The organism is Granulicella arctica (assembly GCF_025685605.1).
Taxonomy (GTDB): domain Bacteria; phylum Acidobacteriota; class Terriglobia; order Terriglobales; family Acidobacteriaceae; genus Edaphobacter; species Edaphobacter arcticus.
In genome coordinates this window covers 3,812,317-3,825,548 of record NZ_JAGTUT010000001.1, presented here as the reverse complement: position 1 = coordinate 3,825,548, position 13,232 = coordinate 3,812,317, and the positions used below count along the sequence as shown (strand labels likewise).

The window sequence follows — 13,232 nt, the reverse complement described above, 5'->3', positions numbered from 1 at the left end:
TCTGTTTTACCGGTGTCCGCCACCACCACCATGCGAACCGCCACCGCCGCCGCCATGGAAGCCACCGCCGCCACCGCCACCGTGGAAACCACCGCCAGCGTTGCCATGGAAGCCGCCGCCTACTGAACCACCACGGAATCCGCCGCCGCCGCCACGATAGCCGCCGCCTACACCACCGCGGTATCCGCCGCCATAGCCACCGCGGTATCCGCCACCGTAACCGCCGCGATAGCCATAACCACCACGGTAGCCGTAGCCACCACGATATCCATAGCCGTATCCGCCACGGAACCATGGACCGGCGCCGATGAAGATTCCGCCGTTGAACCAGGAAGGACCGTAGTACCCGTAAGGAGCGCACGAGTAAGGCGCATAGTCGTAGTAACCGTACGAGCAGGCAGGAGCACCGTAACCATAGCCGCCGTCATATTGCCCGCCGCCTATGCCGACGCCCACCGATACCTGGGCATGAGAGTAAGCCACAGGCAACATAAGAAGAACACCGAGTAAAGCGACATACCGTAAAAGCCGCATTTCAAACCTCCTCAACAAAGGACGCCCCAGTCGGGATGTGCTTCGAGAAGCCGTCCGCATTTTCCATGCGTCCAAGCTTCTATTGATTAGAACGTAACTGTCTCTGGAAAGTTGCGCGGACTACCAGGGCGATCTACACAGATTGACGCAATACAGACCAGATATCACCCTAAATACCTGAATCTCTTGGTTCTGCACCGCATCCGCCCTCATAAATTGCGCCGCGCAAAGCCTCTTGCCCAGCCGCTACTCACAGCATAGACTGCTTTCCATGCGCAACCTTGCCCTAAAACTGCTCCCCGTCCTGCTCCTACTGCCGCTCACCGCCATGCACGCACAGGACTGGGCCAAGACCCGCCTCGAAGCCTCGCCCCGCCATCGCGAATACGTGCCCATCAAGCATGGTGATCGCACCGTCCAGGCCTTTGTCGTCTACCCCGAGGTCAAGCAGAAAGCGCCGGTCATCGTCCTCATCCACGAGATCTTCGGCCTCTCCGACTGGGCCAAGGAGATGGCTGATGAGCTATCCGCCGCAGGCTACATCGTCATCGCTCCCGACCTCCTCACCGGCTTCGGGCCCAACGGCGGCGGCTCCGACGCCTTCCCCAGCATGGACGCCACCACCAAGGCAGTCTCCGGCCTCAACCCTGACGTCGTCACCGCCGACCTCGACGCCGCAGCCGATTACGGCAAGAAGCTTCCCGCCTCCAACGGCAAGGTCAACGTCATCGGCTTCTGCTGGGGCGGCGGCAAGTCCTTCGCCTTCGCTACTCACCGGCATGATCTCTCCGCCGCCTTCGTCTTCTATGGCCCCGGTCCTACCGATGTCAGCACCATCACCGCGCCCGTCTACGGCTTCTACGCCGGTAACGACGCCCGCATCGGAGCCACGCTACCCGCTACCACCGATGCCATGAAAGCCGCCTCGAAGAAGTTCGAGCCCGTCACCTACGACGGCGCAGGTCACGGCTTCATGCGCGCCGGTGAAGACCCCGCAGGAACGCCCGAGAACAAGAAGGCCCGCGAAGAAGCCTTCGCGCGTCTCACCAAACTCCTCAAGCAAGCGGACGCGTCTACCCACGCCGCCCTACCTGCTCACGGCCTGAAAACATCAGCAAAGAAGACGGCGGTAGCAGCCATCTCCTGCCACGACGAAGCAGCAAAGCCCTCCCTCGTCGCCACCGCCGCCCAACCGGCTGCAATAATGTAAGCGTGCCAGAAACCTTCACCAGCGCCACGCTCCTTCAGGACCGCCTCGACACGATCACCGCGAATACGCGCCGCCTCGTCCAGGCGGAGCGTCTCGCCATCTCCGAGCAGGCCACAGCCGATCTCTTCGCCACCGGCATCGAAGATCGGCTCCTGCCCGTCGGGAGCACCGCGCCCAGCTTCAGCCTGCCCGACGCCCTCACCGGCAAGCCCGTCAGTTCCGCTGATCTGCTCGCCCTCGGCCCCCTCGTCATCAACTTCTTCCGCGGCCGCTGGGACCCCTACTGCGTCACCGAACTCGAAGCCTGGCGCGACCTCTTCCCCGACCTCCGCCGCACCGGCGCTCTCCTCGTCGCCATCTCCCCACAGACCAACCGTCAGAATGACTTCACCGTACAGCAGCACGGCCTCCGCTACCCACTGCTCGCCGACGCCGGTGCCGTCCTCGCCGGCCAGTACGGCATCGGCTACAGCCTCCCCGAAACCTCCCGCCGCTACTACCGCAGTATCCTCATCAACATTCCCTTCAATAACTCCGGCGCTGGCTACGAGCGAGCCACCGAAGAGAGCTGGCGACTTCCCCTCCCCGCCACCATCGTCGTCGCCCAGGACAACACCATAGCCTTCGCCGAAGCCTACGCCGACCCCCGCGTCCGCCCGGAACCCAGTGAAGTCTTCAAAGTCCTCGCCTCCCTACCCCTCAAAGACTCCCACATCTAGACCCAGCAGCCGTTGCTTCTGCTCCGTCCCCCGCCCCTTAGACCTGTCATCCTGAGCGAAGTCGAAGGACCTGCGGTTGCTCTCAGTCTCTTCCCTGAACAAACCTGCATCTGCACCAGATCGGCGTCATCCGCACTGATCGGTGTTAAGCCTTCTTCCTCAAATCCAGATCACTCTTTACAGTCCTGCACAATCGGCCAATGCACAAAAATTGCGACCATAGCCCCTGTGCGCTTATCGTATAGATAGTCCGGCTATCGCACGTACCCGTCCGATCAAGCCCGAAAGGACACTATGACCCTCCCCGCGCGTCAGCCTGAATCAGAATCGACCGGTCTCCCCATTGCAGGCGAAACCAGGGAAACCGTCCCAGCCGTGAAGGCCACACCTGCCTCCGCGCTGGACATCTACACCGGCGATCCCAACTTCATGACCTCGCTCGCACGCGGCCTTATCGTCATCCAGGCCTTCACCCAGCAGTCGCCCCAGATGACCATCTCGCAGCTCAGCGTCAAGACCGGCCTCTCCCGCGCCGCCGTCCGCCGTTGCCTCTACACTCTCACCAAGCTTGGCTTCGCAGGTGCAGAGGACGGCTCACGCTACGGCCTGCGCCCCCGCATGTTGACCCTCTCCCACAGCTACACCGCCTCAAGCACGCTCTCGACCGCCGCCCAGCCCATCCTCGAGCGCATGTCCGCTGGCCTCCGCGAGTCCTTCTCCGTCGCCACCCTCGACGGCGACGACATCGTCTACATCGCCCGCACCACCGTCGACCGCGTCATGGTCGCCGTCGACCTCCACATCGGCAGCCGCCTCCCCGCCTACTGCACCAGCATGGGTCGCGTCCTCCTCGCCTACCTTCCCCCCGACAAGCTCGAGCAGTATCTCGCTCACGTCGAACTCATTCCCCGCACCACCCGCACCATCACCACCGTCGACAAGCTGCGCCTCGCCCTTCGCAACGTCCGCCGCACCGGCTACGCCCTCGTCGATCAGGAGTTGGAGGTAGGTCTTCGCTCCCTCGCCGTCCCCGTCTATGCCCCCTCAGGGAGAGTCGTGGCAACGATCAACCTCAGCGGCCACGCCCCCCGCATGCCCGTCTACGACATGCAAACCCGCTTCCTGCCGCACCTCCGCAACGCCGCAAATGAGCTCGGAGTCTTTCTCCGCTAACTCCAGAAGATGTCTATCTCCTTTTGAATTTTATATTTACGTGTAAGTCATTTGTTATGTTGCATTTAGCGACACGTAAAACAGCTAAGTCGTTCATTGCAAACAGCTTATGCTCAGCATCTCTATTTGTTTTTTCCCCTGATCTGCAGATCAAGCGCCTTCACCTTCAAATCCCTGCATCGGGATCAGCAGTGGCGTCGGTGAAATCGACGCCCGTTCCGCAGGCCCACTCATCAGCGCCAGATACACCAGCGCCGCCACCCCAAAGCCGACGAACCACGCATACTCAAACAGCAAGTGCAGCCGCGGAAACAATAGTCCTGCAAACGCCACAATCATCCCCGCTGCCATCGCCCGCAGCGCCCGTACATTGAAGCCAGCGCTGTATTCATACTGCCCGCCTCGCACATACAAGCCCTCCACATCGAGCGAACGCCGCCGCACCACGAAGTAGTCCATAATCATCACCCCGGCGACTGGCCCCAGTATGCCCGACACCACCAACAACCATCCGCCCACATACCTGGCCGGATCAGCCGTCAAGCGCCACGGCATAGCGACCATCCCGACCAGCCCAACAATCACCGCTCCCATCCGCGGAGAAATTGCCTTCGGTCGCAAGCCAGAAAAGACTGCCGCAGGCTCCACTACATTCATTGATAAATTCGCCCCCATAGTCCCCACCGCGACAGCAACCAGCCCCAGCGTCGCAAGAACCGGCTGATGCAGCCTCAGGATCAAATCGACAGGGTTCCAAACCAGGACTCCCGGCATCATGATCACCACCGCCAGAACCGCCGCCACGCCGACAAGTTGAAAGAACGACCCTGCCCATGGTCGACGCCCTCCAACTCCCTGTGTTCTCATATGCCGCGTCACATCAGAAGCCGTCAGGACGACCACGCTCCAGAAGCCAAACACCGCCGTCAGCGATCCGCCAAGGATCTTCCGGAAGAGCTGCATCTGCGTCTCGTCGCACGGTACAACGTTCAATGCACCTTCGAGAGCCTCTCCCGGCCGAGCGCCCATGCCAATCATCAGCAACAGCCCCACCGCCCCCGCCAGCAGAAGCAGCGTACTTCCCTCCCGCACCGCGCGGCCCCTGAGAGGCATCCACACCGCAAGTGCCACACTCGCCACCCAGAAGACCGCAAAGCAGCAGGCCTTCGCCTCCGCATGGATGCCGGGCATCATCAGTCGCAGCACGGCATACATCGCCAGTCCACCAATCCAGCACTGAATCCCGAACCATCCCGACGACACCAGCGCCCGCAGCACCGCAGGCACACGCGCGCCGATCACCCCGAAGCTTGCCCGCAACAGCACCGTCGATGGCACCCCGAACGTGATCCCGCCAGCTCCACTCAACCCCATCGGCAGAAGCGCGAGCACGCTCCCCACCAGCAGCGTCCCAGCCGCTTGCCCCGCAGTCATCCCGGACGCAACCAGTCCGCCCGCGAGCAACCATGCCGGCACCCCTACCGCAGCCGCCAGCCACACCGAGCACAGGTCCCAGAGCCCCCACCTCCGGTCCTCACGCGCCACCGGAGCCAGGTCTTCATTCCAAAGGCTGTTCGATACACCATGAACACGAAATCGATTCTTCGACACGCTACTCCAGCCTTACACTCGCAACCCGAAGAACAACCTATCCAAGCCGCTCCAACTCATCTCGTGTCATGTACTTGATATTTGTAGCGATCCACCACTTATAACCGAACGGGTCCTTCACGCCGCTCATCCGATCTCCATACGGCTGATCGGCAGGCTCACGCACGCTCACCGCGCCCGCCGCAATCGCCTTCGCGTACACCGCGTCGCAGTCCTCGGCGTAGAGCATCAGGTTGATCGGTGAGCCGCCATAGTGCTCCGTCCCGAACGCCTCCATCTTCTCGCTCTCATCCGCCATCATGATGCAGCAGTCGCCAATCTCGATCTCTGCATGACCTACACTGCCGTTCTCATTCTTCATGCAGAGGCGCTCCTTCGCGCCGAACGCCTCTGTATAGAAGGCAATCGCCTCCACCGTATTCTTGAAGATCAGGTACGGCTGGATGCTGTGATACCCATCCGGGACTGCTTTCAACTGCGCCATAAACCCTCCTCTAGCTGACCGGCGACAGGCAGCGCGCAAACGCAAAGTCCGCCTTCGCTTCAACCTGTACCTTGCCAAGACCAAGCGGCACGATCACCGCCTGTCCAGCCTTGAACTCTACGCCATCCACCGAGCCCGTGCCCTTCAATCCCACGAGACAGCCAACACTTTCCATCGCCACCTCAAGAGAGCCGCCCGCAAGATCAAAACGGTCCACAGAAAAATACTGCTCATCGATCAGCCTTGTAAAGCCATCCATAGCGTGTGGCGCGATCTTCCCCGCCTTCGTAGTTGTCTTCATCACGCCAAGGCTCTGCTCGACATGCAGCTCACGCGGCCGCCCGTAGTCATACAGCCGATAGGTCGTATCCGAAGTCTGCTGCGTCTCCAGCAACGTCACGCCCGGCGCAATCGCATGCACCGTTCCCGCATCGACAAACACCATATCCCCGACGGCCACCGGCACATGCTGCATCAACTGCTCCATCGTGCCGCCCGCCACGGCCGCCCGCACCTGGTCCGGCCCTGCTCCCGGCGTCAGCCCAAGCATCACCGAAGCGCCCGGCTCCGCCTCCAGCACATACCAGCACTCCGTCTTCCCGCGCGGCTGCCCAATCGCCTGCGCCTGCACGTCATCCGGATGCACCTGCACCGACAGCTTCTCATTCGGAAACAAAATCTTCACCAGCAGCGGAAACTCCCGGTCGCCCTTCGGTCCAATCACCGCGTCAGCGTCCTCGCGTATCGCCTCCGCGAGCGTCTTCCCTGCCAGCTCGCCGGTCTCAATTACGGACGCAGGCCCGGTCAGCCACGCCTCACCCACAAGCTCCGTCGTGCCCGTCGAGGCGTACCACGGCTCCAGGCTCTTCTTTCCCCAGATGCGCTCGCTAAAATAGGGCGCCAACCGAAATGGTGCAAGCTTCGTCAACTCAGTCATCGTCATCCTTCTTCCTGTTCTTCCTTCGCTCCGTCAGGGACGTCGGCACAGCCTGATCGCCCATTGCATCCTTCCACAGAATAACGTTCAGCTTCTGTGCATCCGCTCGATCCGCATGGCGAAAGTCCATCTTCATCGACTCCTTCGCGCCCGGTGCCGTCTTCGTGTTCGCCGTATAGATCAGCCCATTCTCCCGATTCCTTGCATCCACGTTGAACGGAGCCTGGTCCCCCGGCCCCGTAAACTCCGGCGAAATCATCGAACTGAACGCATCATTATTATTCATCGGGGGCAGACCCAGCAGCGTCTCCATCGTCCGAATCACGCTCACCGTCGAGTAGAAGCGGCTGTCCACAAACGCGCTCTCACCCGCCCCCGCATGCGGGGCATACTTGCTGATCACCAGTGCCAGGCTCCGATGCGCATCCACATGGTCGCCACCATCCTGCGCATCGTCCTCAAGAATGAAGAACGCCGTATCGTCCCAGAACGGCGAGTGCGAGATAGCCTCCACCGCTCTCCCAATCGCCAGGTCATTGTCCGCAATCGAAGCCTTCGGCGTAGGCGAACCCGGCGTCGTCCCCGCCGTGTGATCGTTGCCCAGCCGCAGCATCACGAAGTTCGGCATCGTGTCCTGCCCCTGCTCCTTATCCTTCACCCAGCCCGCAAGGTGCTTCTCAAAGATGTTCACCCGCACCTGGTCCGGCACCTTCAGCGCAAAGTCCGGAGCCTCCGTAGCGAAGTGTCCCACCAGCTCCGGCTTTGTCGCAATATTCGACGCCATCAGCGGAATCCCCCACGGCCACTTGTTCACCCCGCCGCCCCACGCCTCCGGCAGCGCCTCGCCCGGAGCGATCTCCTTCTTCGCGCAGGTCTGTCCTTCAAGCATCGGCCCCTGCTGCGGGTTAGCCGTCTTCTTCTCCCCGCAGAAGACAGTCGAGATGAACTCCCCGAAGTGGTAGTACGTCTTCCCGTGCGAAGCCAGGTTCCCCCAAAGGTAGCCGCTCGACGGCTCATTCACGTCCGGGATCCTTTGAAGCAGCGGATACCCCTCCGCCACCACACCCTCAAAGTCATACGACCGTTCATTGCCCCGGTAGCTCTGCTGCCACGTCTTTTCGAGGTAGTCCGTACCGATCGCCGCCGTCGACCACACATGCCCGTCACCCGAGACCTCACCCGAGTCGAAGAAGTTATCGAGCACCCCAAACTGCAGCGCCAGCTTATGCTGATTCGGCGTCACGGCCTCCCCATACATCGTTAGGCTGGGGTCACCATTCCCCACCGGCTTCCCATCCTTCTTCAGGTCGCCGAAGACCTGGTCATAGGTCCGGTTCTCCTTGATGATGTAGATCACATGCTTGATCCGGCTGGCATCGCCGCCACCCGCAAACGCAATTTTCTCTTCCGCCGCCTTCATCCGGTTCGACTCCAGCACCACCTGTGTCGACGCCTTCAGCCCTGTCTCCATCTCACCCGCATCGATCGCCGCCAGCGACCCATACAGCAGCGTCCCGATATACGTGTACTTCCGCAAAAACCGCCTCCCCGCCGAAGCGTCCGTAGACCGCATCGGCAACGGATTCGGCCCCGTCCCATGCCCCTTCGCGGTAGCTACATACAGCTTGCTCCCACTGAAGGCCATCGACATCGGCATCCACTCCGTAGGCACAAAGCCAATAGGCTCCACCATCCCCTGCTTCGCCGCCTTCGCCGTCAGCTTCTTTACGTCGATCACCGCCACAGCATCACTGGCCGAGTTCGCCACGTACAGCCGGCTGCCATCCGCGTTCATAGCCAATGCCTCAGGCTCCGCCCCAAAGTAAGTCTGCCGTGGCAACCGCGTATCGAAGTAGCCCTTCACCGAAAACTGCCCAGCCCCGACATTCAAAGCAGCCACAGCATCCCGGTTCGATAACGCCACGTACATCGTCTTGCCATCCGCGGCAATCTCAAGAGCACAGGGATGCGTCCCCGGAGCAATCGCGCTCGGTGGCTTCAACAGCGCCAGCTTGCGACCCACAGTTCCCTTCGCAAGATCAAGCTCCACCACCTCACTCGCATTCCAGAGCGCCACAAACGCACGGCTTCCATCTTTAGTCACCGCCAGCGCCACCGGATAGGTTGAAGGCACAGCATCGCTCTCCGCCAGATCGAACCGCGTCACCACCGCACCCGTCGCCGCATCCATCAGCAACACATCATCCGAGAGATTATCCGCCACCAGCAGCCGCTGCCCCACCACCGCAATCGCCGCCGGAAACGGCACGCCCAGACTCCCATCCACACCACCCACAAGCTTCGTCCGCCGACCGCCCGCCAACTGCTGCATGCCGATCTTGATCATTCGCTCCCGAACAATCTTCCCGTCCGCAAACCCGTACACGACCACACCGCTCCCGGCATCGTCGCCCTGCGCCCCAAGCGGGTCCGTCTCCGACCCCATGCTCGCGTACACATGCTTGCCATCCGCGCTGAACGCCAGCCCCGAATACAGCGTCTGCTTCGCACCCACCAGCGTCCGGTCATCCGGAAAGTCAGCCACCGCACCCGTCCGCGTATCCATCACCGCGAGCGACTGCATATACCCCGACTCAAACGTCCCATACCCCGCGTTCACCGTGACCACGTAGCGGCCATCCGGCGACACAGCCATCGACATCGGCAGGCTGTTCAGCCGTTTCGGCGAACCCGGCACCACACCCACAATCTGTTTACTCGTCGGCAGGTCGCGATGCTGCGCCACGATGCTCTGACCCGCACCCAAAACCGTCACGCCGATAAACGTCGTTATCCAGAAAACTCGCATGCCAGAACCCTAACAAATACAGTCACATCCCGGCATTACAAAAGTCTTACACCCACCCCCTCCTCACCCCTGTTAGCTTGTCGATAAGGCATCAAGCAGTAGGCAACAGGCAACACCAAAGGGACCGAAGAAAACATATGACACCGACTCTCCTTACGCAGGACGAAACAAAGGGCACCCAGACGGAAGCCCAGAAGCGCGTCAAGAACATCGCCGCCATTCCCGTCGTCGCCGAAGTGCAGATGAAGGTCAAGCAGGACCTTCGCATGGGCCGCGAGCATCAGCAAGGCCGCATCAACTGGATCACGACCATCGCCATGGGAGCCTTCCACGTCGGCGCCATCGCAGCGCTCTTCTTCTTCTCCTGGGCCAACCTGGCTGTCTTCTTCGTCATGTACTTCTTCGCGATCAACGTCGGCATCGGCGTCGCGTACCACCGCCTGCTCACGCACCGCGGCTATCGCACCCCCAAGTGGGTCGAGTACTTCGTCACCGCCTGCGGCTGCCTCGCGCTCGAAGGCGGACCGATCTTCTGGGTCGCCACTCACCGCGTTCACCATCAGAACTCCGACCACGAAGGCGATCCGCACACGCCGCATGACGGCACCTGGTGGGCTCATGCTGGCTGGATTCTCTCCGGTCGCGCCCTCCACTCCGAGACCGCTCTTCTCGGCCGCTACGCTCCTGACCTTACCCGCGATCCGGTCCATGTCTGGCTCAGCAAGTATCACTACCTGCCGCTCGTCATCACCGGCCTGCTCCAGGTAGCTCTCGGCGCTGTCATTGCCAGCCCGGGTCATCGCGTCGTCGGCGCTCTGGGCATGGTCCTCTGGGGAACCTTCCTCCGCGTCACCATGGGCCTCCACGCCACCTGGCTCGTCAACTCGGCAACCCACCTCTGGGGCAAGCGCCGCTTCGAGACCAAGGACGACTCCCGCAACAACTGGTGGGTCGCCATTCTCACCGGTGGCGAAGGCTGGCACAACAACCACCACGCCCACCCGGTCAGCGCGCGACACGGCCTCGCTTGGTACGAGTTCGACATCAACTACTACTGCATCTGGCTCCTCAGCAAAGTCGGCTTGGCCCAGAAGGTACAGATCGCCAAGTACGACAAGCTCGACCCCAAACCAGCAGGCATCTAGCCTCCTGTTTCCGCAATGAAAAGCGCAGAGCCCACAGGCTCTGCGCTTTTCATTTGCTACCAGCCACTTACTGCCGATATCCGTTGCACTTGTCCTCGCCTGAGTACACAGGGTCAACCGCAGCATCCTCCGGCGACATCGCAATCGCCTCGCTCCAGAGCAGCTTAAAGCCGGGAAACTCTGTAAACACGGCAGCCTGCTCAGGATTCTGATAGATCACATCCAGCGGCCCACCGCCCGCAGCAGCCCGAGCCTCAAGCTTCTGCAACAGCTTCCGCAGCACCACCGCACCAAACGGGTTAACCAGGTACACCAGACACGGCCCCGGCGGCAGCTCAAACTCCGTAGCATCGCCCCTCACCACCCGTGCCGCTCCAGAACCCTTACCGGCCTCCTTCCAAATCGCAAGATTCGCCTCCGCCACCCGCATCAGGTCCGGGTTGAGCTCCACGCCGATCACCTCGCGAAAGCCAAGCTCTGACGCCAGCAGCACCGCCCGCCCCTTCCCGCAGCCCAGGTCGACAAAGGCGTAGCTCGCCATCGAACCAGCAGGAATCGTCTCCGCCCACCGCCGTATCGTCGCCTGAAAGCGTGACGGCGGAATGCCCGCATACGCCGTGATAAACGCATCGTGCGCATGCCCCGTCGTAAGGTCACCGCCCCCGATAATGCCGCCCGTGTCGACACCGTACTCTGCATCAAATGGATGCGGCCCATGATTCTCGGCCGCAGAAGGCGCAGCCGTCGCGCGACTCACCATGACCCGCAATGTTCCGCCAATCCCCCGTTGCTGCACCGACCACCGCACCTTGCTCCATACCCGTTTCAACGATGCCATCGTTCCCCTTTTTCCGCCGGATTGCAGTGCCCCAGGCGGCTCGTCATCAGTCAAACCATGTTGAGAGAGTACCCTGTACAGCAACAGCATCCAGCGCCAAAGCTCGACTGCAACCCTCGAATTCCGAACCGGAGCTACTTCATGAAGAAATTGATACACCTGGCAACACTCTCGACAGCGCTCCTTACCTGTCACCTCGTGGCCGCCCAAACAGCCGCCCAGTCTCCCGCCGTCGCACCCGGGACCAGGCCCGCCGGAGCAACCGGCATCTGCAAGGACGGTACCTACTCCACCGAAGCTGCAAAGAGCGGCGCCTGCCGTGGCCATCACGGCGTACAGGAGTGGTACACAGTTGCCGCCGCAACACCGGCAACCCCCGCGGCACAAGTCCCTGCCCCGGCCACCACGCCCGTAACGCCCAGCCCCACCACGCAGGTCCGCACCCAGAGCGCAGCCGCCGCTCAGTCCGCAGGCCAGTCGGACACGCCACCAGCCACCCAGTCCATCACCCCACCGACAGCACCCGCGACCACACCCTCCGCCACAGCCTCGACCAAAACACCGGTCAAGAAGGGTCCGCGGGCTAAGCTCGCCAACACACCCGAAGCACCCGGCGGCGGTCCCGGCCTCGTCTGGGTCAACACCTCGAGCAACGTCTACCACTGCCCCGGCACCGACTACTACGGCAAGACAAAAAAAGGTAGCTACATGCCCGAAGCCGACGCCAGGGCCAAGGGAGTACGCGCGAACGGCGGCAAAGCCTGCCCCAAGTCGTAAGTCGCACCGGGAGGGGTAATTCAATCATTACCCTTCCTTTCCGCGCCATTCCCTATACCCTGTCCTAGATGAACATCTCACGACGCCGCGGGACCATCGCCACCTTCATCACCCTCGGCGTACTCCTCGCCGGTGTCGCTGTCTTCCTCAGCGTCCCGTGGATCATTCTCAACGAGGCCCGCGCCCTCTACGTCGTCCTCGGCATCATCCTCTTCGCCGTTCTGGTCGCTGGAGTAGTCCTCAACACCATCTTCCTCGTCCGCGAGGTCCGCCGCAACGAGCGCCAGGACTCCTTCCTCAACGCCGTTACCCACGAGCTCAAGACCCCGATCGCCAGTATCCGCCTCTACCTGGAAACCCTCCAGCGCCGATCCACAGCAGTCGACGAAGCCCAGCGCCAGCAGTTCTACGGCATCATGCACGCCGACTCCGACCGGCTTCTCGCCACCGTTGAGCAGGTCCTCAAGGCCGGCGAACTCGGCCAGCGTCAGCGCCAGCTCAACCGCGTCCCCATCGACCTCGAATCACTCGTATCCGAGTGCATTGGCGTCATCCTCCAACGCCATCACCTCGCACCCGAAGCTGTCATCCTTCAGCCCGTACCCGGAGCTGTCCGCCTCCCCATCTCCGGCATCCCCGAAGATCTTCGCACCGCCGTCCTCAACCTCCTCGACAACGCCGTCAAGTACTCCCCCGCAGGCGTCCACATCACCTGCCGCCTCGCCATCACCCGCTATACCTGGGTCACCCTCACCATTACGGACACCGGCCTCGGCATCCCCGCCAACCAGTACAAGCGCATCTTCCACCGCTTCTATCGCGTCCCCGGCCGCGATCTCGTCAAGATCAAAGGCACCGGCCTCGGCCTCTTTCTCGTTCGCACCATAGCCCGCCAGCACGGCGGCGACGTCACCGCCACCAGCCCCGGCCCCAATCTCGGCACCACCATCACCTTCAAGCTCCCGCTGGCCAATAAAGAAGCTTGAACAAATCTC

12 protein-coding genes are annotated in these 13,232 nt (G+C 61.9%); 6 read left to right on the top strand and 6 right to left on the bottom strand.

The window, feature by feature from the left end:
* Positions 1 to 6 precede the first annotated feature (6 nt).
* The gene (locus OHL20_RS16310; RefSeq protein ID WP_263384237.1) at positions 7 to 534 is read right to left on the bottom strand and encodes a hypothetical protein; all 528 of its coding nucleotides are present in this window, start codon (positions 532 to 534) and stop codon (positions 7 to 9) included.
* Between the two features lie 271 nt (positions 535 to 805).
* On the opposite strand from OHL20_RS16310, the gene OHL20_RS16305 reads away from it, so the two are divergent.
* From OHL20_RS16305 to OHL20_RS16295, 3 genes are all read left to right on the top strand, one after another.
* On the top strand, positions 806 to 1,744 hold the full coding sequence (locus OHL20_RS16305; RefSeq protein ID WP_263384236.1) for a dienelactone hydrolase family protein: 939 nt from the start codon (positions 806 to 808) through the stop codon (positions 1,742 to 1,744).
* A gap of 2 nt (positions 1,745 to 1,746) precedes the next feature.
* On the top strand, positions 1,747 to 2,463 hold the full coding sequence (locus OHL20_RS16300) for a peroxiredoxin-like family protein (protein ID WP_263384235.1): 717 nt from the start codon (positions 1,747 to 1,749) through the stop codon (positions 2,461 to 2,463).
* Between the two features lie 294 nt (positions 2,464 to 2,757).
* Positions 2,758 to 3,636, top strand: a complete 879-nt coding sequence (locus OHL20_RS16295) for an IclR family transcriptional regulator domain-containing protein (RefSeq protein WP_263384234.1) — start codon at positions 2,758 to 2,760, stop codon at positions 3,634 to 3,636.
* A 150-nt stretch (positions 3,637 to 3,786) separates the two neighbouring features.
* Here OHL20_RS16295 and OHL20_RS16290 read toward each other — a convergent pair whose 3' ends face one another.
* From OHL20_RS16290 to OHL20_RS16275, 4 genes are read right to left on the bottom strand one after another with little or no spacing between them, the layout of a single operon-like run.
* Positions 3,787 to 5,247 (bottom strand): cytosine permease, encoded by a 1,461-nt coding sequence (locus OHL20_RS16290; RefSeq protein ID WP_263384233.1) that lies wholly within the window; start codon positions 5,245 to 5,247, stop codon positions 3,787 to 3,789.
* 37 nt (positions 5,248 to 5,284) lie between these two features.
* On the bottom strand, positions 5,285 to 5,731 hold the full coding sequence (locus tag OHL20_RS16285; protein WP_263384232.1) for a VOC family protein: 447 nt from the start codon (positions 5,729 to 5,731) through the stop codon (positions 5,285 to 5,287).
* A gap of 10 nt (positions 5,732 to 5,741) precedes the next feature.
* Positions 5,742 to 6,668 carry a type I phosphomannose isomerase catalytic subunit gene (locus OHL20_RS16280; RefSeq protein WP_263384231.1) on the bottom strand — a complete coding sequence of 309 codons (927 nt, stop codon included), beginning with the start codon at positions 6,666 to 6,668 and terminating at the stop codon, positions 5,742 to 5,744.
* The gene (locus tag OHL20_RS16275; RefSeq protein ID WP_263384230.1) at positions 6,661 to 9,477 is read right to left on the bottom strand and encodes a bifunctional YncE family protein/alkaline phosphatase family protein; all 2,817 of its coding nucleotides are present in this window, start codon (positions 9,475 to 9,477) and stop codon (positions 6,661 to 6,663) included. The genes OHL20_RS16280 and OHL20_RS16275 overlap by 8 nt, the downstream gene beginning before the upstream one ends.
* Before the next feature lie 242 nt (positions 9,478 to 9,719).
* On the opposite strand from OHL20_RS16275, the gene OHL20_RS16270 reads away from it, so the two are divergent.
* Positions 9,720 to 10,622, top strand: coding sequence for an acyl-CoA desaturase (locus OHL20_RS16270; RefSeq protein WP_263385027.1), 903 nt, complete (start codon positions 9,720 to 9,722; stop codon positions 10,620 to 10,622).
* 67 nt (positions 10,623 to 10,689) lie between these two features.
* Here the strand turns inward: OHL20_RS16270 and OHL20_RS16265 are convergent, their stop codons facing one another.
* Positions 10,690 to 11,460 carry a methyltransferase domain-containing protein gene (locus OHL20_RS16265; RefSeq protein WP_263384229.1) on the bottom strand — a complete coding sequence of 257 codons (771 nt, stop codon included), beginning with the start codon at positions 11,458 to 11,460 and terminating at the stop codon, positions 10,690 to 10,692.
* A gap of 141 nt (positions 11,461 to 11,601) precedes the next feature.
* Between OHL20_RS16265 and OHL20_RS16260 the strand changes: the two genes are divergently transcribed.
* Both OHL20_RS16260 and OHL20_RS16255 read left to right on the top strand, forming a co-directional pair.
* The gene (locus OHL20_RS16260; RefSeq protein ID WP_263384228.1) at positions 11,602 to 12,237 is read left to right on the top strand and encodes a DUF3761 domain-containing protein; all 636 of its coding nucleotides are present in this window, start codon (positions 11,602 to 11,604) and stop codon (positions 12,235 to 12,237) included.
* Positions 12,238 to 12,305: 68 nt separating this feature from the next.
* Positions 12,306 to 13,223 carry a sensor histidine kinase gene (locus OHL20_RS16255; RefSeq protein ID WP_263384227.1) on the top strand — a complete coding sequence of 306 codons (918 nt, stop codon included), beginning with the start codon at positions 12,306 to 12,308 and terminating at the stop codon, positions 13,221 to 13,223.
* Positions 13,224 to 13,232: the final 9 nt, after the last annotated feature.